Origin of the sequence: Leifsonia xyli subsp. xyli str. CTCB07 (assembly GCF_000007665.1) — a bacterium.
In the GTDB taxonomy this organism is placed as follows: Bacteria; Actinomycetota; Actinomycetes; order Actinomycetales; family Microbacteriaceae; genus Leifsonia; species Leifsonia xyli_C.
Genome location: NC_006087.1, coordinates 1712642 through 1736787, shown reverse-complemented (window position 1 = coordinate 1736787; position 24146 = coordinate 1712642). Strand labels below are relative to the sequence as shown.

At 68.6% G+C, this 24146-nt stretch carries 18 protein-coding genes, 7 pseudogenes and 1 riboswitch; of the genes and pseudogenes, 9 read left to right on the top strand and 16 right to left on the bottom strand.

Annotated features, from left to right (window positions below; translation table 11 throughout):
• Positions 1-29: 29 nt before the first annotated feature.
• Together LXX_RS08245 and fbaA are read right to left on the bottom strand one after the other, a co-directional pair.
• On the bottom strand, positions 30-665 hold the full coding sequence (locus tag LXX_RS08245; RefSeq protein ID WP_011186432.1) for a DUF6264 family protein: 636 nt from the start codon (positions 663-665) through the stop codon (positions 30-32).
• Between the two features lie 30 nt (positions 666-695).
• Positions 696-1721: a class II fructose-bisphosphate aldolase gene (gene fbaA / locus LXX_RS08240; protein WP_011186431.1), complete on the bottom strand. Its 1026-nt coding sequence runs from the start codon at positions 1719-1721 to the stop codon at positions 696-698.
• 203 nt (positions 1722-1924) lie between these two features.
• Between fbaA and glpX the strand changes: the two genes are divergently transcribed.
• Positions 1925-2926 (top strand): class II fructose-bisphosphatase, encoded by a 1002-nt coding sequence (glpX, locus tag LXX_RS08235; protein WP_011186430.1) that lies wholly within the window; start codon positions 1925-1927, stop codon positions 2924-2926.
• 154 nt (positions 2927-3080) lie between these two features.
• Here the strand turns inward: glpX and rmuC are convergent, their stop codons facing one another.
• From rmuC to LXX_RS08220, 3 genes are all read right to left on the bottom strand, one after another.
• On the bottom strand, positions 3081-4502 hold the full coding sequence (gene rmuC, locus LXX_RS08230) for a DNA recombination protein RmuC (RefSeq protein WP_011186429.1): 1422 nt from the start codon (positions 4500-4502) through the stop codon (positions 3081-3083).
• Between the two features lie 49 nt (positions 4503-4551).
• Complete coding sequence (locus LXX_RS08225; protein ID WP_011186428.1) at positions 4552-5964, bottom strand: sugar porter family MFS transporter; 1413 nt, start codon at positions 5962-5964, stop codon at positions 4552-4554.
• 94 nt (positions 5965-6058) lie between these two features.
• Complete coding sequence (locus LXX_RS08220) at positions 6059-6637, bottom strand: exonuclease domain-containing protein (protein ID WP_011186427.1); 579 nt, start codon at positions 6635-6637, stop codon at positions 6059-6061.
• Between the two features lie 78 nt (positions 6638-6715).
• On the opposite strand from LXX_RS08220, the pseudogene LXX_RS08215 reads away from it, so the two are divergent.
• From LXX_RS08215 to LXX_RS08195, 6 genes and pseudogenes are all read left to right on the top strand, one after another.
• A pseudogene (locus LXX_RS08215) lies at positions 6716-7331 on the top strand (GyrI-like domain-containing protein).
• Between the two features lie 103 nt (positions 7332-7434).
• Positions 7435-8505: a redox-regulated ATPase YchF gene (gene ychF / locus LXX_RS08210; protein ID WP_011186426.1), complete on the top strand. Its 1071-nt coding sequence runs from the start codon at positions 7435-7437 to the stop codon at positions 8503-8505.
• Positions 8506-8554: 49 nt separating this feature from the next.
• Positions 8555-8683, top strand: a complete 129-nt coding sequence (locus LXX_RS16250) for a hypothetical protein (RefSeq protein WP_256030653.1) — start codon at positions 8555-8557, stop codon at positions 8681-8683.
• Between the two features lie 30 nt (positions 8684-8713).
• Positions 8714-9094, top strand: a complete 381-nt coding sequence (locus LXX_RS08205) for a hypothetical protein (protein WP_223227620.1) — start codon at positions 8714-8716, stop codon at positions 9092-9094.
• 270 nt (positions 9095-9364) lie between these two features.
• A complete protein-coding gene (locus LXX_RS12730) occupies positions 9365-10051 on the top strand; it encodes a hypothetical protein (RefSeq protein ID WP_011186424.1) in 687 nt (228 codons plus the stop codon).
• A 60-nt stretch (positions 10052-10111) separates the two neighbouring features.
• Positions 10112-10300 carry a hypothetical protein gene (locus tag LXX_RS08195; protein ID WP_011186423.1) on the top strand — a complete coding sequence of 63 codons (189 nt, stop codon included), beginning with the start codon at positions 10112-10114 and terminating at the stop codon, positions 10298-10300.
• A 640-nt stretch (positions 10301-10940) separates the two neighbouring features.
• On the opposite strand, the pseudogene LXX_RS13665 reads toward LXX_RS08195, so the two are convergent.
• From LXX_RS13665 to LXX_RS08145, 11 genes and pseudogenes are all read right to left on the bottom strand, one after another.
• Positions 10941-11693 (bottom strand): annotated as a pseudogene (locus tag LXX_RS13665) (IS481-like element ISLxx4 family transposase); the annotation flags it as partial.
• A gap of 141 nt (positions 11694-11834) precedes the next feature.
• Positions 11835-12896 carry an NYN domain-containing protein gene (locus tag LXX_RS08185; RefSeq protein ID WP_081423129.1) on the bottom strand — a complete coding sequence of 354 codons (1062 nt, stop codon included), beginning with the start codon at positions 12894-12896 and terminating at the stop codon, positions 11835-11837.
• A 132-nt stretch (positions 12897-13028) separates the two neighbouring features.
• A pseudogene (locus LXX_RS08180) lies at positions 13029-14517 on the bottom strand (MDR family MFS transporter).
• Positions 14518-14581: 64 nt separating this feature from the next.
• On the bottom strand, positions 14582-15727 hold the full coding sequence (locus LXX_RS08175; RefSeq protein WP_011186421.1) for a cysteine desulfurase family protein: 1146 nt from the start codon (positions 15725-15727) through the stop codon (positions 14582-14584).
• Entirely contained in the window at positions 15724-16584 is an 861-nt protein-coding gene (nadC, locus tag LXX_RS08170; RefSeq protein WP_011186420.1) for a carboxylating nicotinate-nucleotide diphosphorylase, read from the bottom strand. Before nadC ends, LXX_RS08175 begins: the two co-directional genes overlap by 4 nt.
• A pseudogene (gene nadB / locus LXX_RS08165) lies at positions 16578-18081 on the bottom strand (L-aspartate oxidase). Before nadB ends, nadC begins: the two are co-directional and overlap by 7 nt.
• Before the next feature lies 1 nt (position 18082).
• Positions 18083-19378, bottom strand: a complete 1296-nt coding sequence (gene nadA / locus LXX_RS15670; RefSeq protein WP_011186419.1) for a quinolinate synthase NadA — start codon at positions 19376-19378, stop codon at positions 18083-18085.
• A 390-nt stretch (positions 19379-19768) separates the two neighbouring features.
• A pseudogene (locus tag LXX_RS15665) lies at positions 19769-19993 on the bottom strand (NUDIX domain-containing protein); the annotation flags it as partial.
• A 276-nt stretch (positions 19994-20269) separates the two neighbouring features.
• A complete protein-coding gene (locus tag LXX_RS08155; protein WP_011186418.1) occupies positions 20270-20527 on the bottom strand; it encodes a hypothetical protein in 258 nt (85 codons plus the stop codon).
• Between the two features lie 161 nt (positions 20528-20688).
• Positions 20689-21477 (bottom strand): SDR family oxidoreductase, encoded by a 789-nt coding sequence (locus LXX_RS08150; protein WP_041768382.1) that lies wholly within the window; start codon positions 21475-21477, stop codon positions 20689-20691.
• 85 nt (positions 21478-21562) lie between these two features.
• A complete protein-coding gene (locus tag LXX_RS08145) occupies positions 21563-22138 on the bottom strand; it encodes a TetR/AcrR family transcriptional regulator (protein ID WP_011186416.1) in 576 nt (191 codons plus the stop codon).
• 131 nt (positions 22139-22269) lie between these two features.
• Positions 22270-22368, top strand: a riboswitch (glycine riboswitch).
• A gap of 187 nt (positions 22369-22555) precedes the next feature.
• On the opposite strand from LXX_RS08145, the pseudogene gcvT reads away from it, so the two are divergent.
• Positions 22556-23738, top strand: a pseudogene (gene gcvT, locus LXX_RS08140) (glycine cleavage system aminomethyltransferase GcvT).
• A 2-nt stretch (positions 23739-23740) separates the two neighbouring features.
• Positions 23741-24122 (top strand): annotated as a pseudogene (gcvH, locus tag LXX_RS08135) (glycine cleavage system protein GcvH).
• Positions 24123-24146: the final 24 nt, after the last annotated feature.

The following is a 24146-nucleotide window of genomic DNA, read 5'->3' as shown; positions in this document are numbered from 1 at the left end:
CAGCCGGCCTCGGAGCGTCGCAGCGGCCCTCAGGGTGTCGGCGTGCCTGCCGGGCTGGGGGTGACTCGGCCATAGTCGAGCAGCGCCGGGTCGGTGGCGATGACGGCGCCAGCGATCACGAAAAGGACGATGAGGGCGACGACGCCCGCGACGATCGGCAGGTAGAACGCGAGCCGCTTCCGGAGGAGCAGCCAGACCGAGAGCCCGGCGGAGAGGAACCACAGACCGGCCATCACAATCGAGCCGGTCGTGATGAGAGCGCTCACCGAGTCGGCGGGGTGGAAATCGCCGAGCTGCTGGGTGGTGTGCAGGAGTCCCATGCTTGAGGGGAGGGCCTGCAACGTCCCGATGGAGGAGATCATCCCGAAGAGACCGACGATCAGGAGCGCGATCGTCGCGGAGAAGTTCCCGCGCGGCGCATGGGCCTGCGCCGGGGGCGAGTACGGTGAGCGCCGCTCGGGAGGCTTTGGCCGGTGGTCCTCCGGGCCCGCGGGTACGCCGGGACGCCTGTCCTCGGCGGCGTCCAGACTCTCCGACGCCGCCGGACTGCGGCGTGTGGTGTCGAGGCGGTTGACGTCCTCCGGGGGGCTCCAGGACCAGCCCGGCGGCGCCAGCTCGCCGAACTTCGGTCGCGGACGCTCGTCTGGCTGCTGCTCCTCGGCCATGCGGCCGCCTCCCGCGATGTCGGTCTTTGACTACTTGCCGGAGTGTCCGGCGCTGCCCAGCTGCTGTGTCGCCTCGACGACGCGAGCGGCCATCGCCGACTCGGCGACCTTGCCCCAGGCGCGCGGGTCGTAGACCTTCTTGTTGCCGACCTCGCCGTCGATCTTGAGGACGCCGTCGTAGTTCCCGAACATGTAGCCTGCGATCGAGCGGGTGAACGCGTACTGCGTGTCGGTGTCGATGTTCATCTTCACGACGCCGTTGCGCACGGCCTCCGCGATCTCCTCGTCGGTCGAGCCCGAGCCGCCGTGGAAGACGAGGTCGAGCGGCTTGGGGCTGGTCCCGTACTTGGCGGCGAGGCCGTCCTGGATCTCTTTGAGGAGCTCCGGGCGCAGCTTGACGTTGCCCGGCTTGTAGACGCCATGCACGTTGCCGAAGGTGAGCGCAGCCATGTAGCGGCCGTTCTCGCCCAGGCCGAGGGCCTCCACGGTCTGGATCGCATCGTCCAGCGTGGTGTAAAGGTGCTCGTTGATTTCGTGGCTGACGCCGTCCTCCTCGCCGCCGACGACACCGATCTCGACTTCGAGGATGGCGTTGATGGCCCGGGTGCGCTCGATCATCTGCTTCGCGATCTCCAGGTTATCGGCCAGCGGAACCGCCGAGCCGTCCCACATGTGAGACTGGAAGATCGGATTCCGGCCGGCCTTGACCTCGTCCTCGGAGGCGGCGATGAGTGGGAGCGCGAAGTCGTCGAGCGCGTTCTTCGGGCAGTGGTCGGTGTGCAGCGCGACCGTGATCGGATAGTTCTTGGCGACCTCGGTGGCGAACCTGGCGAACGCCAGCGCACCGGTCGCGCGCGCCTTGACCGACTGCCCGGCGAAGTAGTCCGAACCACCGGTCGTGACCTGGATGATGCCGTCGCTGCCGGCCTCGGTCAGACCCTGCAGCACCGCGTTGATCGTCGACGAGGACGAGACATTGAACGCCGGGTAAGCGAACCCGCCGGCCTTCGCCTTATCGAGCATCTCTGCGTACTGGTCCGGCGTGGCGATGGGCATAGCTGCTCCTTGGGATCGGGGGTCGAACGCGACTCATCATACCGAGGGGCGGATGCCGGGAGCCGCCCGTCCGGCGGGTGTGGGCGGCGGGCGATGAACGTTCGTGCGTATCCGCTGTGCGAGGCGCCCGCCTGGATAAACTGGGCAGCGCCGCCGAGGGCGGCGCCGACACCGTCGTTCGACTCCGTCCGGGAGGACCCATCATGACCAGCACCGACACCGCATCCCTCTTCCTCCACCCGGACCGGAACCTCGCGATGGAGCTCGTGCGGGCGACCGAGGCGGCGGCCATCCGGGCGACCCCGTGGATCGGGCGTGGCGACAAAAACGCGGCGGACGGCTCGGCGGTGGACGCGATGCGCAAGTTCCTCGGGACGGTCAACTTCGACGGTCTCGTCGTCATCGGCGAGGGCGAGAAGGACAACGCGCCCATGCTCTTCAACGGCGAGCATGTCGGCAACGGTCGTGGCCCGGCCTGCGACATCGCGGTCGACCCGATCGACGGCACCTCGCTGACCGCGGCCGGCCGCCAGAACGCGCTGTCGGTGATCGCGGTGTCCGACCGTGGGACGATGCTCGACGCGTCCAGCGTCTTCTACATGTCCAAAATCGTCGCCGGGCCGGAGGGCCGCGGTGTGGTCGACCTGTCCCAGTCCGTCGGCGACAACATCCGGGAGCTCGCGAAGGCCAAGGGCAAACCGGTGGGCGAGCTCCGCGTCGCCGTCCTCGATCGGCCGCGCCACGAGGGCCTGATCGAGGAGATCCGCGCGGCCGGAGCCGGTACGCGCCTCATGCTCGACGGTGATGTCGCGGGCGGCATCAACGCGGCGCGTCACGACTCGCGCATCGATCTGTGCGTCGGCATCGGCGGCAGCCCGGAAGGCATCACCACCGCCTGCGCGATCAAGGCGCTCGGCGGTTTCATGCAGGGCAAGCTCGCACCGAAAGACGATGCGGAGCGCGCCGCCGGCATCGCGTCCGGCCTGGATCTGGACCGTGTCTACGGAGCGGACGACCTCGTCAAGGGCGACAACACCTTCTTCGTCGCGACCGGTGTGACAGACGGCGGGCTGGTCGAAGGCGTGCGTCGCAAGGGCCTGATCATCCGCACGGAGTCGATCGTGCTGCGCTCGAAGTCCGGCACCATTCGCCGTGTCCTCGCGGACCACCCGGCCGAGAAGTGGCTGGATGCCTCCGAGCTTTGACCGCTTCTCGCGGCCGCTTTCGGCGGCCGGCGACGGTCTGGTCCGGGCGGGAAGAGGCCGGGGGCATCGGCGGGCGTCTCCCCGGACATCGCGCGGATGCCGCGTTCTGGCCTCAGCCGCCTTCCGGCAGTTCGGCGGCTCCTCGACGGGGACGCTACGCGCTGTGTTCGGCGGTGGAGTCCGCGGTGCGTGACTGCTCCGCTCGGGCCTGCTCGTCGCGGGCCAGTTTGTCGATGCCGTGCATGTCCCGGGGTTCGAGCTCGCTCACGAGCTCGAATGCCGTGAGCTCGCGGGGAGCCTCCTCAATGCCGTCGAGGGCCCCGATCACCCGGGACTCGTCCAGAGCGCCGAGTTTGCGGGCGGCGGGGAGGACCTGGCGCTCGAACGAGCCCACGAAGCCGTTGTAGTCCTTGACGGTGCGCTCCAGGGAGCGACCGAGCTTCTCGATGTGCCCCGCGGTGGTGGACAGGCGGCTGTAGAGCGTGCGGCTGAGGTCGAAGAGCTGTTTGGCCTCCTGGGTGAGCACATCCTGCTGCCAGCTGAACGCGACGGTCTTGAGCACCGACCAGAGCGTCACCGGGGAGGCGAGGGCGACGCGCTTGGCGAAGGCGAACTCCAGGATCGAGGGATCGGCCTCGAGCGCGGAGGAGACCAGGGATTCGCTCGGGATGAACGCGATCACGAGCTCGGGGGACGATTCCAGTCCCGTCCAGTACGCCTTGCTGCCGAGGGCCGTTATGTGGTCGCGGACCGCTTTGACATGCTGCTTGAGCAGGACGTCTCGCTGGGCGCCTTCTGCGCCGGTGGCCGTGGCCGGGATCTGGCTCGCCTCGAGGTAGGCGGTGAACGGGACTTTGGCGTCCAGGGCCATATTCTTGCCGCCGGGCAGGCGGATGATCATATCCGGACGGCCGGCGCCGGCCTCGGAGTGGATGTTCGCCTGCACGTCGAAGTCGACTCGCTCGAGCAGACCCGCGGCCTCGACCACGCTGCGCAGCTGGGTCTCGCCCCACACCCCGCGTGTGCTGTTCGAGCGCAGCGCGGAGGCGAGCGCCTCGGCCGTGCTGCGGAGCCGCTCTTCGGATTCCACGGCGGAGCGCAACTGCTGGGTGAGCTCGCCATGCTGCCGGGTGCGCTGCCCCTCCAGCTCCGCCACGGCGCGGTGCATCTCGGTCAGCGACTCCCGCACCGGTGCGAGCGCCTGGAGGACTTTGCTCTCGGCGCGCTCCCGCTCGCCCTGCGCAGCGGCCTCGGCGCGGTGCCGCTCGATCGTCTCGCGCAGCTGGTGCTGGGCGGCAAGCACCTGCCGCTCGAGCGCGTCGATGCGGCCCTGCGCGGCGGCGAGGTCGGTGCGGATCTCCGCCTGCACCGCCGCCTCGGCGGCCCGCACCTGCACCAGCTCGGTCGCGTGCTGGGCGGCGAGCACCGCGGGGTCGACCGCGGGCGCGGCCTCCACGGGCTCCGCAGAGGACCGGCCGCGCAGCAGCCGGGCGACCGCGGAACCCGCGGAACCCGCGGCGACGGCCCCGACGATCAGACCGAGCAGAATGCCGACGAAGAGGGCGAGGATGTCCATGCGTGCAGTCTTGCAGGAGTCGCCGACAGCCGGGGTACGCGCGCCGCGCTCACCGCGTGTAATGTGCCTCCAGCTCCCGTTCCAGGGTCTCCAGGCTCCGCCCGCGCGTCTCCGGCAGCGCGCGCACGACGAACAGGAGTGCGCCGCAGCCCACGGCCGCGAAGACGAAGAACGTCGGCGAGATCCCCATCCCGGACACCAGCTGGGGGAACAGAAACCCGACGAGGAAATTCGTCAGCCAGAGGACGAGTGCCGCTGCGCCGAACGCGACGCCGCGGATGCGCGCCGGGAAGATCTCGGCGAGCATCAGCCAGGTCACCGGCGACACCGCGCCCTGCTGGAACGTGAGGAACAGCACCGTGAGCGTGAGGGTCGCGAACGGCAGCGCGGGTGTGCCCGCGAGCACGGCGGAACTCGTGCCGACGAGCAGCAGCGCGCTCGTCGTGCCGATGAGGCCGGTGATCAGAAGCGGGCGGCGGCCCACCCGTCCGAGCAGCCAGATCCCGCCGAAGGTGGCGAGCACCGAGATGACGCCGTTCGCGATCTGCCCGACGAGCGCCGCCTGCGCGTCGAAGCCCGCTCGCTGCAGGATCTGGACGCCGTAGTACATGATCGAGTTCACGCCCGTCAATTGCTGCACCATCGCGATCCCGACGCCCACGAGGAAGACGCGGCGTATCCACGGCGTGCCGAGCGCGCGCACGAGATCGGCGAAAGAGGCGCTGGGGGCGTGCTCGATCGCATCCCGGATCTCGGCGGCCTCCCGCTCGGCCTGGTGCTCGGCGCGCCCCTCGGCGAAGCGTCCCTGAAGGATCAGCCAGCGCGGGCTCTCGGGCACGACGAGCATCCCGAAGAAGAGGACCACGGCGGGGAGGGAGGCGACGACCAGCATCCACCGCCACACCTCGGCGTGCTCCGGGACCGCCGCCGCGATCGCCGCGTTCACTGTGAACGCCGCGAGCTGCCCGGAGACGATCATCAATTCGTTGTGCGTGACGATCTGCCCGCGCCGCTGCGCCGGCGAGACCTCCGTGAGGAACAGCGGGACGGCGACCGATGCCGCGCCGACGGCGATCCCGAGCAGCACCCGTGCCGCGACCATGACCGCGATGGATGGCGCGAACGTGCAGCCGAGCGCCGCGGCGAAGAACACGATCGCGAGGCCGATGAGCAGGCGGCGTCGTCCGCTGCGGTCGGCGATCCGCCCGCCCACGAGCGAGCCTGCGGCGGCGCCGAAGAGGAGGGAAGAGACAACGACGCCCTCCTCGAACGGCGAGAGCGCCACTCCCTCGAACCGCATGAACGGAAGCGCGCCGCTGATTACGCCGGTGTCGTAACCGAAGAGCAGTCCGCCGAACGTCGAGAGGACGGTGATGCGGCGCAGGAGCCGCCGCCGCTGTAGGCTGGGGATCTCATCGGCAGTGAGAACGGCCAGCGAGCCGGAGGGGTGCCAGGACATCATGTTCCTTTGCATTGTAACTATGTCCCGACATTAGGAGAAAGACCACAAAGCCGCAAGGTTTGCATTTGGAGTAGGAGATGAAGAAGCGCGGTGTCTACGACGCGGCCGGCGCACCGATGCGGTACAGACGCGTACCCGTCAGCGCGGCCAGGTCGGACACTGTCGCGGCTCCGTGCCGCCGGGCCGCGTGGATCGCGATTGCGGCACACGCCTCGGCGTCGGCGAGCGCGTCGTGGTGGTGGAAGTCCTCGAAGCCCGCAGCCAGCGCGGCGGCCGGCAGCCGGTAGGACTCCAGGCACGTGCGGCGGGCCACCTGAAGGCTGCACAGATAGCGGTAATCCGGGCAGGCGATGCGGGTTGCCGCGCACGCGGCGCGGATGACGCCCATGTCGAAGCCCGCGTTGTGGGCGACGAGAGCGTCGTCTTCGCAGAACTCCACCAGATCGGCCAGCTGGTCGGCCCATCCCGGCGCCCCAGCGATATCCGCGGGGTGGACGCCGTGGATGCGGACGTTCCACTCGTGGAACTCGTCGTGCCCGGCCGGCGGCTGGATGAGCCACCCCGATCGGTCGACGACCCGCCCATCCCTGACCTTGACCAACCCGACCGAACAGGCCGACGCTGCCGAGGAATTCGCTGTCTCGAAGTCGATCGCGGTGAAATCCAGGGTCACGCCGTCATCGTTGCACGCCCTGCCGACGTCCGCGCGCGAGGCGTCCGGTGCGCCGTAGATTGTGAGGGGGAAGGGCCGATGGAGAAGACAGACATTAAGAACGGCATCCCGGGCTACCGTGCGCCGCGCGGCCGGTTCGAGGTGGTGACCATGCCGCCGCTGCGGTATCTCATGATCGACGGGCGCGGCGGCCCGAACACGTCGGACGCCTACCGGGAATCGCTCGAGGCGCTCTACCTCGTCGCCTACCGGCTGAAGTTCTTCAGCAAGCGCGAACTCGGCCGCGACTACGGTGTGATGCCACTGGAGGCGCTGTGGTGGGCGGAGGACATGGCCGCCTTCACGAGCGGGAGAGACAAGTCCCGCTGGCAGTGGACGGTGCTGAATCTCGTCCCGGAGTGGCTCACCGGCGACCACGTCGAGGCGGCTCGGGACGCTGTGGCGGCAGAGCGCTCCGGCTGCCATCGCCTCGCTTCGGCTGGAACCGCTGGACGAGGGGCTGTGCGTGCAGACGTTGCACGTCGGCCCCTACGACGCCGAGGCTCCCGTGCTCGACGAACTCCATAATGTATACATTCCCGGGCACGGTTTGCGGATGACGGGGAAACACCACGAGGTCTACCTGAGCGACGCGCGCCGCGCCGCGCCGGAGAAGCTGCGCACCATCCTGCGCCAGCCCGTGACAGCGGTCTAGTTTTGACCGGCCATCGTTTTCTCGTTTTCTGGCCTTGCCCCGGCGTGCCGTCTGAACAAGCGAGGAAAAGATGGCGTGGACCCGGCCGGTAGAGTGGTGGACTGTGGCTCTCACTATCGGTATCGCCGGGCTGCCCAATGTCGGCAAGTCCACCCTCTTCAACGCGCTGACCAAGAACGACGCGCTCGCCGCGAACTACCCGTTCGCGACGATCGAGCCCAACGTCGGCGTGGTGAACCTCCCCGACCCGCGCCTCGGCAAGCTGGCCGAAATCTTCGGCAGCGAGCGCATCCTGCCGGCGCCGGTGTCGTTCGTCGACATCGCCGGCATCGTCAAAGGAGCGAGCGAGGGCGAGGGCCTCGGCAACAAGTTCCTCGCGAACATCCGCGAGGCGGACGCCATCGCCCAGGTCGTGCGCGGATTCTCCGACCCGGATGTCGTACATGTCGCGGGCAAGGTCGACGCCGCCAACGACATGGAGACCATCAACACCGAGCTCATCCTCGCCGACCTCCAGACGCTCGAGAAGGCCGAGACCCGCTACGAGAAGGAGGTCAAGGGCCGCAAGCTGGAGCCCACCGTGCTCGAAACGGCCCGGGCCGCCCTCGCCTGCCTCAACGAGGGCACGCCGCTCTCGGCCTCTTCCCTGGACCTCGAACCGCTGCGTGAGCTGGGCCTGCTCACCGCGAAGCCCTTCATCTACGTGTTCAATGTGGATGAGGCGGTGCTGACCGACGAAGCCCGCCGCGCCTCCCTCGCCGCTCTGGTGGCGCCCGCCCAGGCCGTCTTCCTCGACGCCAAGCTCGAGTCCGAGCTGATCGACCTGGACGCCGAGGACGCCGCCGAACTCCTCGCTTCGACCGGCCAGTCCGAGAGCGGCCTCGACCAGCTCGCCCGCATCGGCTTCGACACGCTCGGCCTCCAGACCTACCTCACGGCCGGTCCCAAGGAGTCGCGGGCGTGGACCATCCGCAAAGGCTGGAAGGCTCCGCAGGCCGCCGGCGTCATCCACACCGACTTCGAGAAAGGCTTCATCAAAGCCGAAGTCATCTCCTTCGGCGATCTGGTCGCCACCGGGAGCGTCGCCGAGGCGAGAGCGCACGGGAAAGCGCGGATAGAAGGCAAGGATTACGTGATGCAGGACGGGGATGTGGTGGAGTTCCGTCACAGTTAGGTATCTGAACCTCCGTCGCAGAGCCGCTTCCACCTGACAGGATCGAGCTGTGGACATCGCTGCGCTCATCATTTCTGGTCTGGCTGTTGTGATCGCTGCTATCGGAACGATTCTGGCTAACAGGCGCTCCAACGACGCGCTGAAGGAGTCGCGGAAGGCTGTCACTACCGCGCTCTGATCCGCCGCGCAGGAGGCAGTCCAGCGGCTCGTGGGACTCGACCCGACCACTGAGCCAGTTGGCGAGCGTCTCGCCGACCTGCGCATCGCCATGATCGCCCTCACCGACGAACACGAGGACTGGAAGGGCTTGGAGGCTGAACGAGCGCTCGGCGCGACCCTCGCGCGGGAGGTGATGGAAGCCGCGCGGCCCGGCGATAGCGTAGCGGAGCGTCTCGAGGTTCTCGACCTGTACATCACTTGGGCGCAGGCTCTCAGCCAGAACCTTCGATTGTTTCGTACCAAGGGCTATGACAGGGAGGCACTCTCCAGGCTACGTGAGAACGATCTCGCGCTTATCAAGGAGATCCACGAGCGGCACGGCTGGAACATGCCCCCGACCTCGAACCCGCGCCTGAGCCCGCTCAAGTAACACCTTCGCCCGGCGGCGCTGAGGCGAGCCTGCACGTCGCCGACTCGGTCTTCCGAGAGGACCCGAGTGCATTCGGCGGCAACGAATCCTGGATGCCTGAAGGGGACCCTTTTGGCAAACCCGCGTCCTTCGCGGTTTGGTCGCGCTTTCCGTCATGTCGGAGGGCTGCTGCTATGTTGGAAATCTGGGGCTAGCTGACCCGATCGCTCCGCATTGCGGGTAGCGAACACTTGTCGGCTCCGTTGGTCTCAACAAGGAAGTTGCAACACAATGCACGTAAAGAAATACCTGGGGGGAACGGCGATCGCCACCTCTGCGATCCTGGCCTTCGGACTGCTGGGCGCGTCTCCTGCACTGGCGGACACTGCGTCGGATGATGTCCTCGGTGCCGTCACGAGCGCGACTCCGAACACGGCCAACAATGCCGCACCCGTCACGACAAGAGCGTCCGGCGAGAACGCAATCGACGCATCCGTTTCAGGCGCAGACATCTCGGTTCCCGTCGATCCTGCTGAGGGGATCACCCTTGACACGACAGCGGGAGGCCTTTCCGTCGCACTGCCGTTCGCTTCGGACGCCGAGAACGCAATCGTTGAGAAGAAGGGTGTCGTGTCCTACGACAACAACAACGGCTCAACTTCAGTCCCGGTGGTCACCAAGGATGGCTCGCTTCAGATCAACACAGTGATCTCGACAGCGGACGCGCCGAAGCGCCACAGCTACGACCTTACGATCCCCGATAACGGTCAGATCGTACAGGCGGGCGAAGGCTACTTCATCGTGAACGCCGACAGCGACCCAGTTGCGTACATCGCCGCCCCCTGGGCAAAGGACGCGAACGGCGCTCCGGTCCCGACACACTACGAACTGAGCGGGACGACCCTCACGCAGGTTATCGACTTTACGAGGGCCGCCGCGTTCCCTGTCGTTGCAGATCCTCAGTTCGCGTGGTATTGAGTCCTGCCGTCGGTGCAGCTCACTCGCAACGAGACGAAGACCGCCACAACCCTTAGTGGCATGGCAACAGTCTGCGGTTGGGTGACGCGACTGACGGGATACGCGGGTGGCGCGCTCTGTGACCTCAACGCCGCCTCGATCATCGTCAACACGCAGCGCATTTACTACAACGAGAAGCGCTGCGCACAGCTCCTCATTGGTCCCGGTGTTATCGGAACCGTCGGATACTCGGGAGGCTACTGCAAGTGACTATCCGTGACGCCTTCCGCTCCGACGTTCGGCGAGCAATCAACGCCACCCCAACTCGGCGGTTCGTGTCCTTCGGCTCTATGGCCGTCCTGGTCGCGCTCGCCGTTATTTCCGGTGCTGTGGCACCGTGGTGGGTTTGGCCGCTCTTAGTTGTCGTAGAGGGGATTGTTTTTCTCATCCTCGGCAACCGGTGGGCTGGTCGGGATGCTCTGGAAAGAGCTCAGGGCGTTGAATGAGTGGTGAGGGGGTGCGTGCGTCGGCATGCACCCCCTCTCACGTCAGCGTCGAAAGTTGCCGAGAATGCTGTCTGCAATCGCGACAAAGACTTCTCCAATGCGTGATATTCAGGAGTCGTACAGTCCATTTACGGCCCGGCTCAGGCTTCTCCATATAGCTCCCTAGCTCGATACGATCAAAAGTACTATGCAGCGTTGGATGAAACCGATCACAGGATCGGCATCTTGTCGGTATGGGCGAGGTCGTGGCCGACTGTCTCGGCGTTGATGTTGAGGATGATCGGGTGGGCCTGGTCGTGCCGCTTCGGGCGTTGCGCGCTCAGCTCACCGAGGACGATGACGAGGCCGTCGTGGTAGACGATGGCCTCGACTTGTCCGGCGAGTTGCCCGGCGCAGCGGACTTAGCAGGCGTCTCGCCAGGCGTAGGACTTGTAGGCGGAGCCGTTGTCCGAGAGGACGAGTTCGACGCTGACATCCCGGTCGGCGAACCAGGCGACAGCACGCCGCAGGACACCGATCGCGGTGTCCGCCTTCTCGTCGGAGCAGATCTCGGCGTAGGCGACGCGGGAGTGGTCGTCGATGATCGTGTAGACGAACGCGGTGCCCAACCGTGGCTCGTAGCGGTGGTTCCTGCTCTTCGTGCGGGTGGCGGTCGCTTCCCGGTTGCGTTCGCCCTGGACGCGGCCGACGAATCGTCAGCCGCCGCCGTTGGGGATGTTGCCGAACTTCGTCACGTCGACATGGATCAGCGATCCAGGGTGGTCGTGCTCGTAGCGACGGATCGGCTCGCCCGTGACCCGATCAATGGTGCAGAGCCGGTTGATGCGGCAGCACACCAGGACGGCGTGGACGGTCGAGGCGGGAAGGCCAAGCTCGCCGGCGATCTGCACCGGCCCCAGGCGTCGTCGCCACCTCGCCCGCACGATCCGCTTGAGCACGGGCAACGGCGTCCGCGTTGGCATCGATCGTGGGCGGCTAGACCGGTCGGTCATCCCTCCCGTGCCTTCGGCGCGGAACCTCGCCGCCCATTTCCGCGCGGTAACGGGCGAGACCATAAACATCTTCGCTGCGACGGAGACCAGCCAATGGTCCTCGACGATGAGCCTGGCAAGGCGCAGACGAGCGCGCGGTGTGAGAGCAGCGTTAACGTGGGACACGAAGGCCTCCTGGATCGTGAAGCGGTTGAACTGAACAGCTCCACTTCACAACCGGAGGCCCTCGCCCCTCAACTCCTCACGACCGTATCGCCGAAACAACCCCCCTGGACATCACACCTAGCACGTCTTCGCTCCGTCTGGTCAGTGCGCCGAAACCGTGTCGCTCGCCCGGCCGCTGTGCCGGGCGCGGCGTGAGCGGGTCGGGGCCAGCCGTACGAGCTGGGCTGTGGAGGAGTCGTCGAGTTCGACGAGCTGGTTGTGCGACTTCACGAAGTCGCTGAACGAGCGGAAGCCCAGGGCTTTTTCGCTGAAGGAGGGGTCCATCCGCTTCATCTGGCTTTTCACCGCCGATGTGTGCAGCCACTCAGAGTCGTCTTTCTCATGCCCGAGCTGGAGCGCGCGGGCGAGGAGACGAGTGGCCACGACCTGTGGATCGTCCTGTGGTTCTTCCTGTGTCTCGCCCGGCTGCTCGGGGGTTGCCTGCTCGGGGGGTTTGCGCTTGCGGGAGCGCTGGGTCGCCTTCTGCACGGTGGCGGCGTCTGCGGCCCCTGCTCCGGCGGTCTCGGGTTCGGTCTCCTGCTCCGGGGCCGCGATGTCTGCGACGGCTTCGTGACCCTCTTCCGTCTGGGCGGCTTCGTCGCGCGCGATGCCCGGCAGATCGTCGTAGCTGACGAACTCGTCGCACGCCGCGGCGAGCGAGCGGGCTGTCGAGCCGGCGATGCCGATGCCGATCACGTACCGGCCGAGCCGTTTGATGCGCTGTGCCAGCGGGATGTAGTCTGAGTCTCCGGCGACGATCACGACGTGGGTCAACTCGGGAAGCCGGAAGAGATCTTCGACCGTGTCGACCGCCAGGCGGATGTCGCCGCCGTTCTTGCCGTAGGCCGCCGCCGGGAACAGCTGCACCAGATCCACCGCCCGCCCGACCAGCTGCCCGCGGTATTCGGCGTTGACCGCCGAGGACCAGTCGGCGTACGCACGGGTCAAGACGATCGTTCCGAACGACGAAGCGAAGTCGATGATGGCGCCGAGGTCGACGCGCGCCTCGGCGAGTTTCGCGGCGAAAGCGGGCTTCGGCAGTGCGCCTGTCTTCTGCTTGTCCCGCATAAATTGACCACGGCCGTGTACCTGGTCGTAGCGGGAGATGACGATGTTGTCGAAGTCGATATAGACCGCGACGCGGCCGTCCCCGGGTTCGCTCATGTAGCCACGATATCCCGCGGACGGCACTCCGGAGCACCGGGCTTACGTCTGCGAAGCGGGCCGGCGGCTGTCACGGCGGCGCTGGCCGCCGGCGACCCCGCGGTCGTGCTCCGACATCGGCTCGATGGCGCGTTAGTGCGCGTCCGCTCCGTCGGGCGCGTCAGCGGGCTTCCGCACGAAGAACGAGTCTGCCACCGCGAACAGCGAGATGATCGCCGCCCCGAGGAAGGCCGCGCGCACGCCGCCCGCGGTCGCCGCATCCACCGGCGATCCGTCTCGGAGCAGATTCGAGGTCTGCAGCGACATCAGGGCGATCAGCAGCGCTGTCCCCGCCGCGCCCGCGACCTGCTGCACGGTGCCGACGATCGCCGAGCCGTGCGAGTAGAGGTGCGGCGGAACCGCGCCCAGCCCCGCCGTGAACAGCGGCGTGGACATCAGCGCGAGCCCGAGGCTGAAGGCGATGTGCGCGATCAGAAGGAGGGACACCGGCGTGTGCTCGGTCACCATCGTGAGTCCCCACAGCACCAGGCTGACGAGGATCGCCCCCGGCGCCACCAGCGGCTGTGGCCCGAACCGGTCGTAGAGACGCCCGACGACGGGCGCTGCGAGCCCCATCGCGAGCCCGTCCGGCAACAGGAGCAAACCGGTCGAGAGCGTGTCCAGGTGCAGGACGTGCTGCAAATACAGCGGCAGAACGATGATGACGCCGAACAGGGAGGCCATGCTGATGGCCATCATCGCGATCGCGGTCGTGAACAGGGGCCTGCGGAACGTGCGCAGGTCGATCAGCGCCCGGTCTCTGCGTTGCAGAACGAGCTGCCGCAGGACGAACGCCGTCAGCGCGACGACCCCGACCGCCAGCGAAACCCACATCGCCGGACCGGCCCCGACCCCCTCGACTCCCCGCTCAGCGTCAGGCCGTACACGAGCCCGCCGAAGCCGAACGCTGAGAGCGCCACCGTGAGGACGTCGATGCGGCTGCGCGAGGTCTCCCCGACGTTCTCCACGTACTTGATGCCGATCAGCAGCATGACGAGGGCGATCGGCAGCACAATGAGGAAAGCCACTGCCACGCCAGGTAGTTCAGGATGAAGCCCGAGATCGCGGGGCCGATGGCCGGTGCGACCGAGATCACGATCGACACATTGCCCATCGTCCGGCCGCGCTTCGCCGGGGGCACCACGGTCATGAGCGTGGTCATCAGCAGGGGAAGCATGATCGCCGTGCCGGTCGCCTGGATCACGCGCGCTCCCACCAGCACCGCGAAACTGGGGGCGAGGGCCGCTGTGAGCGTCCCGACCGAGAACAGCGACAGGGCCGCGATGAATACGGCGCGCGTCGAGAGCCGTTGCAGCAGGAACCCGGTGATCGGGATGACCACCGCCATCGTCAGCATGAACGCCGTGGACAGCCACTGGGCCGCGAGTGCGTCGATGCGAAGATCGTTCATCAGCTTCGGGAGGGCGACCGTCATGATCGTTTCGTTCAGGATCACGACGAACGTGGCCGCCAGCAGCAGCCAGATGACCCGCGAGTCCCGTTTCGACAGCTCCGCTGGGGCAGCCGGGACACCCGGAGCCACCGTGGGTGGGCTGGCCGGAGCTGAGATCTTTTCCGTCACCGGTCAAGAGTATCGGTGACCTCGGACACGGCTGGCTCCCTCTGGTGTCACCGCTCGCCCGCGTTCACTCTCCACGCAATCCGGCGACCCGGCGGACCGCCGCCCCGACCGCGAGCGCGACACCGGCCAGCTCCGCCGCGCCTGTCTCGGGACCCCACGAGAATCGCACAGCCGTGCGCGCCAGCTCCGCGGGGTAGCCGAGCGCCAGCAGCACATGCGAGGCCTCCTCGCTTCCGGCCGCGCAGGCCGACCCGCTCGAGGAGACCACTCCGTTCCGCTCCAGTTCCAGCAGCACGGCCTCTCCGCTCGTCCCCGGGAAGACGAACGATGCGGTGCCCGGCAGCCGCAGCGAGGGATGCCCGGTCAGCTCGGCTCCCGGCGCGGCCTCCAGCACAGCGGCCACGAAGGCGTCGCGGGCTGCCTGGGCGGCCGTCGCCCGGTCATCGCGGCCGGTCGCCGTCGCCTGGGCGGCCACCGCGAAGCCGACCGCTCCGGCGACGTTCTCCGTCCCCGACCGGCGTCCGCGCTCCTGGCCGCCCCCGTGCAGCACCGGCTCCAGCGGGACGCGGCCGTGCACGCACAGTGCGCCGATGCCCTTCGACGCCCCGATCTTGTGGCCCGACACGCTGAGCGCGTCCACCCCGAGCGCCCGCACATCCAGTGGCAGCCAGCCCGCTGCCTGCACCGCATCGGTGTGGAACGGGATACCGTGCCCGTGCGCCAGCGCCGCCAGCTCCGCGACCGGCTGCACCGTCCCGACCTCGTTGTTCGCGAGCATCACGGAGGCCAGCGTTGTGTCCGGCCGGAGCGCCGCTGCGAAATCCGCCGTGTCGACGAGACCGTCCCGGCCGACCGGCACGAGCGTCACCGAGAAGCCGTGCTCACGCACCAGGTGGTCGGCCGAGGCCAGCACAGCCTCGTGCTCGATCGGGGTGGTGACGAGGTGCCGGCCGCGCGGGTTCGCCAGAGCGATGCCTTTGACCGCGAGGTTGTCGGCCTCCGTCCCCCCCGAGGTGAACACCACCTCGGAGGCCCGGCAGCCGAGCCAGGCGGCGACCGCGCTCCGGGCCTCGCCGAGAGCCCGGGCCGCCGTCTCGCCGAGGCTGTGGTGGCTCGACGGGTTGCCGAAGTCGCCCGTCAGATACGGCCACATCGCCTCCAGCACGTCGCGGCGGACCGCGGAGGTGGCGGCGGCGTCCAGGTAGATCACGGCGTCTCGACCACCACATCCAGCCCAAGATCGAGCGAGCGCACGCTGTGCGTCAGCGCGCCGGCCGAGATGATGTCCACACCGGTCTCCGCGATGGCGCGCACGGTCGAGAGACTCACCGTGCCGCTCGCCTCCACGATCGCCCGGCCGTCCACGATCGCAACGCCTTCGCGCAGCTGTTCCAGCGTGAAGTTGTCGAGCATGATCGTGTCGACGCCGGCGGCGAGCACCGGCTCGATCTGGTCGAGACGGTCGACCTCCACCTCGAGGTGCGTGGTGTGGGAGAGCTCCCGTCGCACTTTCTTCAGCGCAGCGGTGACCGACAGCCCCGACTGCGCGGTCAGCACGGCGAGGTGATTGTCTTTGGCCATCACCGCGTCCGAGAGCGAGAAGCGATGGTTGCCGCCGCCGCCGCAGCGCACCGCGTGCCGTTCGAAGGCGCGCAGGCCCGGCGTCGTCTTCCGGGTGTCCACAATCCGAGCGGAGGTGTGCGCCACCGCACGGACGAAGGACGCTGTGAGCGTGGCGATTCCGCTCATCCGCTGGGCGAAGTTCAGCGCCACCCGCTCCGCCGTCAGCACCGAGCCCGCCGGTCCGCTGACGGTGGCGAGCGTGTCGCCGGCCTCGAAGGCGTCCCCGTCCGCGACCGCGAGGATGACCTGGATGCCGGGGTCGGTCAGCCGCATCGCTGCGGCGAACACCTCGCCCCCGGCGAAGGTCCCTGGCTCCCGGGCGGCGAGCCGGGCGGAAGCGTACGCCGATGTGGGAATGAGGAGTTCGCTGGTCAGATCGCCCCAGGGTGCGTCCTCGGCGAGGGCGGCGCTCACGGCGGCGTCGATGATCGGGCGCGTCAGCATGGAACGGTCTCCTCGGTCGGGAGCGGCAGAGGCGCGAGCACGGTGTGCCGGGCGTCGCCGGGGGCGGTCAGTGGGAAGTCGGAGCGATAGTGCGCGCCGCGGGACTCTTCCCGCGAGAGCGCCGCGGCGACGACGAGGCGGCCGAGCAGCAGCAGATTCGCGTCCTCGCCGGGCGCGGGCGTCCGCATCCCGGCCAGCTCGGCGGCGGCCCGGGCGAGGCCGGTGCGGGTGCGGCTCAGGCCGGCCGCCGACCACAGGACGCTCTGCAGGCGCGCACGGTCGAAGGGGGAGAGAGGCGCGGACTCCGGCAGCGTGTCGCTGCCTCCCGCAGCGTTGAGCCAGGCGGGTGGACCGGGCCAGTCCCCGCCCGCGTCGAAGGTGTCCACCGCTGCGGCGGCCCTGTGTGCGAACACCAGTCCCTCGAGCAGCGAGTTCGATGCCAGTCGGTTCGCTCCGTGCGCGCCGGTGCAGGCCGCCTCGCCCACCGCGAACAGTCCGGGCAGGGTCGTCCGGCCCGCGGTGTCCGTCGCGACCCCGCCCATCGCATAGTGCGCTGCGGGCGTCACCGGCACCGGTTCGCGGGACCAGTCGAATCCGGCCTCCCGGCACGCTGCGTCGATCGTCGGGAACCGCCGTGCCAGGAACTCCGCGCCCAGCATCGTCGCGTCGAGCACGACCGGCGCGCCACCCTGTGCGGCCATTTCCACCGCGATCCCGCGCGCCACCACATCCCGGGGCGCGAGCTCGGCGTCGGGATGAACCTCCCGCAGGAACCGCTCTCCGCGCGCGTTCCGCAGCACCGCCCCTTCGCCGCGGACCGCCTCTGAGAGGAGGAAGGCCGCCCCGGAGCCGGCCAGTGCTGTCGGATGGAACTGCGTGAACTCCAGGTCGGCGAGCGCGGCCCCGGCCCGCCAGGCCGTCGTGACCCCGTCGCCGGTCGCCACCGCGGGGTTGGTCGTGCGGCCGTACAGCTGTCCCCAGCCGCCGGTCGCGAGGAGGACGGCATCGGCCGCGATGGTCGTCGTGCTCCCGTCTGCCTGCCGGATCAGCACGCCGGTCGCGCGGCGATCCGCGACCAGGACCTCCCTCAGGAAGGCCTGCTCGATCACGGGGATGCCTGCCGCGCGCACGGCGGCGGCCAGCGCCCGCTCGATCTCCGCGCCGGTTGCGTCCCCGCCCGCGTGCAGGACGCGCGCGCGAGTGCGCCGCTTCCAGCCCGAGCGCGAGGAGTTCGCGCACGCGCTCCGGGCCGTCGGCGCACAGCGCCGTCACGGCTTCCGGGACGCTCAGGCCCGCACCGGCGCGCAGCGTGTCCGCGATGTGCGCCGCGACACTGTCTTCCGGAGACAGGGCCGTGGCGATCCCGCCCTGTGCGTATCGCGTGCTGCTCTCCGCGAGCGCGCCCTTGGTCACGATCGTGACCTGGTGCCGCCCGGCCGCTCGCAGCGCGGCGACCAGCCCGGCGATGCCGCTCCCGGCGACGACGACGCGGGCCACGTCAGGCCGCCATCGTCGTGTCCGGCCGCGCGGCGAGCATGCGCTCGAGCGCCGCCCGGGCCGGGCCGGCGACTGCGGCCGGCACGCTCACCTGGTTGACGACCTCGCCGCGCACGAGCGACTCGAGTACCCAGGCTAGGTAGCCGGGGTGGATGCGGTACATCGTCGAGCACGGGCACACCACCGAGTCGAGGCAGAAGACCGTGTGCTGCGGGAACTGCGCCGCGAGCCGCTGCACGAGGTTGATCTCGGTGCCGATGGCTAACGTCGAACCGGCGGGCGCCGCCTGGATGGCCTTCACAATGTAGTCCGTCGATCCGCTCTCGTCGGCTGCGTCCACGACCTCCATCGGGCATTCGGGATGGACGATGACGCGGACGCCGGGGAACGCGGCTCGCGCCTGCTCGATCTGCCCCACGGTGAACCGCTTGTGTACCGAGCAGAAGCCGTGCCAGAGGATGACCCGTGCGTCCCGCAGCATCGTCTCGCTGCTGCCGCCGAGCGGCTTCCGCGGGTTCCACAGCGGAATCCGCTCGACCGGGACGCCCATCGCCTTCGCCGTGTTGCGTCCAAGGTGCTGGTCGGGGAAGAACAGCACGCGCTGCCCGCGCTCGAACGCCCACTCCAGCACGGTCGCGGCGTTGGAGGAGGTACACACGATCCCGCCGCGTTCGCCGCAGAACGCCTTCAGCGCCGCCGACGAGTTCATGTAGGTCACCGGGATAACCGGGACCCGGCCGTCTGCGTCGGGCTCGGCGCCGTACAGCTCCTCGAGCGCCTCCCAGCACTCCTCCACCGAGTCGAGGTCGGCCATGTCGGCCATCGAGCACCCGGAGGCGAGGTTCGGCAGGATGACGCGCTGGTCGGGCCGGGAGACGATGTCTGCGGTCTCAGCCATGAAGTGGACGCCGCAGAACACGATCGCCTCCGCCTCCGGCCGGGCCTTCGCCGCGTTCGCGAGCTGGAAGGAGTCGCCCACGAAGTCCGCGAACCGCACGACCTCGTCGCGCTGGTAGAAGTGCCCCATGACCGCGACACGGTCGCCGAGGGTGGCCTTCGCGGCGTGGATGCGCCCGGATAGCTCCTCCTCGCTCTCCGTGCGGTACTCCTCCGGCAGCTCGCCCTGCCGGGGCGCGAGGGCGGGGATTGGGTCGGCCTGCGAGGCGCCCGGGCCGTACGATGGCGCTGCCGCGTCGAAGAGCCACGGCGCCTCCGCCAGCTCGGGCGCGCAGGTGGCGCTGTCCAGCTCGCCGCGCGAGATGAGCCGGATGGTGGTGTCGACCGAAGCGATGGTCATCGGGTTGCTCCTTCGAATGGATGCCGCTGCCGGGGGGAGTGGCTCCGCGTCGGCGAGGTCGATCGAGCCGTTGTAGCGGTAGAGCCGGGGTGGCCGGTGCGGCGTCCCGGTCAGGTAGTCGCCGGTGGCGACGACTGTGCCGGAGGATTCGATGGTCCGCCGGAAGTTCGCGGGGTCGAGCGGGCGCCCGAGCACCGCCTCGTGTACCTCGCGCAGCTGGGCGAGGGTGAAGCGCTCGCCCAGGAAGGCGTGCGCGATCCGCGAATGTTCCATCTTCGTGCGCAGCCGCCAGAGGGCGTACTGCACGATGAGGGTTTGGTCGAAAGCCAGCTCGGGCAGCTCGTCCGCCGCGAACCAGGCGACGTTCTCGCCGACGCTCGCGCGCTTGGCCTCCGCGCTGCCGACGAGCGCCCAGTAGACGATCGAGACGACCCGTTCGTGGCTCCGGGAGCGCAGCGCGTCCCCGAAGGTGTAGAGCTGCTCCAGGTAGCGTGGCGTCAGCCCCGTCGTCTCGCCCAGCGTGCGTGCGGCGGCGTACCCGAGATCTTCGCCCACCCGGAGCGGACCGCCCGGCAGCGCCCAGCGTCCTTCGAACGGCTCCCGGATGCGGCGCACCAACGGCAGCCTCACCTGCGGCGGGCCCTCGGCCGAAGCGTCCTTCCGCAGCGCGAAGATCACGGTGGACACCGCGAGCAGCGCGCTGGCGCGCTCGTGCAAGGTCTCGTGTCCCGTCACCCCGGCCTCCGTGCCACTAAAGTCTTCCCGGCCCTCAGCTTAGGGTCATATCGACTCGAACACAAAAGCGCGCATCGTCGGCCACGAGGGGGCGCTGGCCCGGCACCGTTACGTGGAGGAGGTCAGAATGTTGTTCGCACGCACCGGCACGGCGGGTCAGTTCACCCCCATAAACATGTATGCGGTCTCTACCTGCCCTGTGGGGTTGCGAAACACGATATCGACGCCTCGCCCGGCGACGTCGCCTGACGGTCCGGTCATTGACCAGCGCAGCAGGAGCGCATCGTCGGCTTCGTGCTGCTGGTCGTAGCTGAACGTGAGTCGTTTGGCCACGATCATGTCGTTGTGAACGCGGGCGATGTGCGCCGAGATCTCTGCCGTGCCGTGCAGCGTGATTCCAAGAGACGAGATCACGAGCTTGCCGTCGGGGGCCCAGATTCTCTCGGTGGCGCGGAGTCGCCGATCGGCATCGGGCTCTGTCCAGGTGGTGAGCTAGTGCTCGTGGAAGTCGAGGGGGGCGTGAGCGTTCATGAAGATCTCCGGGTCTGTTCTGGCTTGCGAGTGAAAGGTGGGTGTTAGACGGTTTTGACGGTGCCGCCGTCGATGACGAGGTCGGCGCCGAGGACGCTGGCCGTCACAGGCGAGACGAGCAGAGCGATGAGAGCCGCACCCTCCTCCGGTTCCACCAGTCGTCCACTCGTGACGCCGAAGGTCGCGGGCAGCGCCGCCAGGAAGTCCGCATGCGTCGCACCGAGCGTCTCGGCGACTTTGCTGCCGAAGCCGTCCGGATCCCGCCAGAGACCGGTGCCGACCGGGCTAGGAGAGACCGTGTTCACACGCACCCCCTGCGGACCGAACTCCTCAGCCAGCCGTTTTCCGAATGCCGTGAGTGCCGCCTTCGCCTCGCTGTAGCCGACCGGTCCCGTCGCGGGCACTCGTGAGGTGATCGAGGAGACGTTGACGATCGCGCCGTGGCGCTCGATCAGCGACGGCAACGCGGCCCGCGATGTCCACACCGCGCTGAACAGATTGAGGTCGAGGAGGTTCCGCCACTGGGCGTCGTCAGCGTCCAGGAACCCGCCGGGCTTCAGCTTGTCGGCGTCGCCGGCTCCGACGTTGTTGACCAGGATGTCGAAGCCGCCGAGCTCCGAGAGCGCCACCTCCACTACCCGCCGGGCGCCGTCGGGTGTGGAGAGGTCACCCGCGACGCTGAGCGGGGCCGCCTCGCTCAGTTCTGGTGTGATCGTGCGCGCAGCGCCGACCACGCGCACGCCTTCTGCAACGAGGGTTCGTGCCGTGGCCAGGCCGATCCCCCGGCTCGCGCCAGTCACCAGTGCAGTCTTGCCTCGAAGAGTGAGTTCCATGTCCATCGCCTTTCTTGAACTATTGGTCTAAAACGTGAGTGTGAAGAACCTGAACAAGCGGAGCCGATCCGGACTCCGCGTCCGGTTAGAGGGCCATCAGCGCCGTGTCGATGATCCGGTGCAGAGCCGGCGCTTCGTGGGTCATCGCCATCACGCGAAGACCGGCAAGGGTGTTCGCGACATGCTCTGCCAGCGCCTGCGCATCACGATCGCGGGGAACATCGCCCTCGACCTGTCCGCGCCGAATGCGTTCGGCGAACCAGGCTGTGGACTCGTCCTTCATCCGCCGCAGCTTGAAGGACATCTCGGCGTCTTCGCCGGCGAGCTCCACGGCCGTGTTTCCGATCAGGCAGCCACGACGCTGTGGCTGCGCGAGGTCCCCATCGACCACGGCCTTCAAGGCGGCCGAAATGCACTCGCGCGCAGTCCCCGGATGCCCCATCCACTCCTGGGTCGTCTCGATTACGTGCCGGTGGTACAGGTCAAGACACCGGTCGAAGAGTGCGCGCTTGCTCGAGAAGGCGTTGTAGAGGCTCCCTTTCGCGATGCCCGTCGCCTCGGCGAGTTGCGCCGGAGAGGTGCAGGCGTAGCCGTGCGTCCAGAATTCCTCCATCGCCCGCGACAGCACCGCTTCGTCGTCGAAGGTCCTCGGTCGTCCCATGTCGTCAGACTACCAATATTGGACTAGTCGGTCAAAAACGGTGTCGACAACGTCCTGGCCAGCAAGAGCTACGTCAAACGGCGAACCTGCGGTTATGCTGGCGAAACACAGCAACTGAACATCGGGCCATCGAGGCCGATGCGGGAGAGCTGCGGGGGAGAACCCGCCCGCGGCACCGAAGGAGCAATCCTCCCCGACAATCTCTCAGGTACGCGTACCGCATCGGACTGGCCACTCTGAAAAGCAGGGCAGCGTCGACCCTCCGGGTCGATCCCGCGGGACATGCTGGCCTCGCCCACGGTGAAAGCCGCGAACGCTTCGCGGTGAAACTCTCAGGCCGGATGACAGAGGGGGAGTTCTTCCCGGGAGGCCCGCCGCCCGTCAACCCCCGGCGATGGCCGGCGAATCGGAGAACTCATGACCCCGCAGGACAGCCAGCGCCTCTCCCCGCTGCACGACGCACACGAGGCCGCCGGGGTCTCTTTCACCGATTTCGCCGGCTGGCAGATGCCGGTCCGCTACTCCAGCGACCTCGCCGAGCACCACGCCGTCCGCACCGCCGCCGGACTGTTCGACCTCTCCCACATGGGCGAGATCGTCCTGAACGGCCCGGAGGCCGGGCGGGCGCTCGACGCCGCGCTCGTTGGCGCGCTCTCCGCGCTCGCCGTCGGCCAGGCCAAATACTCGCTGCTGCTCTCGTCCTCCGGCGGGATCGTGGACGATCTGGTCGTCATACCGCACGGGAGCCGACCGCTTCATGGTCGTCGCGAACGCCGCCAACCGGGAGCTCGTCGCCGGGGAGCTGCGCGAGCGCACAGAGCCGTTCGATGTGGAGGTGTTCGACGAGAGCGAGGACATCGCGCTCATCGCCGTCCAAGGGCCGGCGAGCCTCAGCGTCCTGCTCGCCACTGACGGCTTCCGGCTGGACGGCTCTCTCCCGGGCGGCGACTTCGCCCAGCACGTCAGCGACCTCAGGTACTACTGGAGCGTCCCCGCCGAGTTCGAGACGCATCCCGTGCTCATCGCCCGCACCGGCTACACCGGCGAAGACGGCTTCGAGCTGTACACCGCGCCGGACAGCGCCCGCGTCCTCTGGGACGCGCTGCGGGAGGCCGGCTCCGGGCACGGGCTCGTCCCCGCCGGTCTCGCCAGCCGCGACACGCTGCGCCTGGAAGCCGGGATGCCGCTGTACGGTCACGAATTGGGTCTCGACACTCTGCCCGCCCAGGCCGGCCTCGCCCGGGTCGTGAGCCTCGCCAAGGACACCGATTTCATCGGCCGCGCCGCCAGCGAGGAGGGTCCGTCTCCCGAAGCCCGTGTCCTCGTCGGCCTCCGGGGCGGGGGCAGGCGCGCGGCCCGCGCCGGCTATCCCGTGCTCGCGATGGCGGACGACGGCTCGGCCGAGGAGGCCGGCGTTGTCACCTCTGGCGCTCTCTCGCCGACGATCGGCGTTCCCATCGTCATGGCCTACGTCGCCCCCCGCTTCGCCCGTCCCGGCACCGAACTGTACGTGGATGTGCGCGGGTCGAGCCTTCCGTTCACCGCCACCGCCCTTCCCTTCTACCGCCGAAAGCCTCTCACCCCAGAAAAGGAGGGCTGACAATGCCCGCACAGCAGGACCTCAAATACACTCCCGAACACGAGTGGCTGTTCGTCGAGGGCGACACCGCGACCGTGGGCATCACGAGCTACGCCGCCGAGAAGCTCGGCGATGTCGTCTTCGTCGAACTGCCGGAGGCCGGGACCACCGTGGCGGCCGGCCGCGTCGTCGGCGAGATCGAGTCGACCAAGTCGGTTGGAGAGCTGTTCGCCCCCGGTCGACGGCACCGTCGCCGAGGCCAACCAGGCCGTGCTGGACGCGCCCGAGCTGGTGAACTCCGACCCCTTCGGCGAGGGCTGGCTGATCAGCGTGACGTTCGCCGCGCTCCCCGACGGCCTCCTCAGCTACGACGAGTACAAGGCCCTCACGGGCGAGCCGTCCTGATCGGCGAGACTGTTTTGACAGACC

Coding starts and splice junctions, on each gene's coding strand:
- LXX_RS08245 (WP_011186432.1), bottom strand. CDS start 665: ATGGCCGAGGAGCAGCAGCCAGACGAGCGTCCGCGACCGAAGTTCGGC.
- fbaA (WP_011186431.1), bottom strand. CDS start 1,721: ATGCCCATCGCCACGCCGGACCAGTACGCAGAGATGCTCGATAAGGCG.
- glpX (WP_011186430.1), top strand. CDS start 1,925: ATGACCAGCACCGACACCGCATCCCTCTTCCTCCACCCGGACCGGAAC.
- rmuC (WP_011186429.1), bottom strand. CDS start 4,502: ATGGACATCCTCGCCCTCTTCGTCGGCATTCTGCTCGGTCTGATCGTC.
- LXX_RS08225 (WP_011186428.1), bottom strand. CDS start 5,964: ATGATGTCCTGGCACCCCTCCGGCTCGCTGGCCGTTCTCACTGCCGAT.
- LXX_RS12730 (WP_011186424.1), top strand. CDS start 9,365: ATGCACGTAAAGAAATACCTGGGGGGAACGGCGATCGCCACCTCTGCG.
- LXX_RS08195 (WP_011186423.1), top strand. CDS start 10,112: ATGGCAACAGTCTGCGGTTGGGTGACGCGACTGACGGGATACGCGGGT.
- LXX_RS08185 (WP_081423129.1), bottom strand. CDS start 12,896: ATGAGCGAACCCGGGGACGGCCGCGTCGCGGTCTATATCGACTTCGAC.
- nadC (WP_011186420.1), bottom strand. CDS start 16,584: ATGCTGACGCGCCCGATCATCGACGCCGCCGTGAGCGCCGCCCTCGCC.
- nadA (WP_011186419.1), bottom strand. CDS start 19,378: ATGACCATCGCTTCGGTCGACACCACCATCCGGCTCATCTCGCGCGGC.
- LXX_RS08150 (WP_041768382.1), bottom strand. CDS start 21,477: ATGGAACTCACTCTTCGAGGCAAGACTGCACTGGTGACTGGCGCGAGC.
- LXX_RS08145 (WP_011186416.1), bottom strand. CDS start 22,138: ATGGGACGACCGAGGACCTTCGACGACGAAGCGGTGCTGTCGCGGGCG.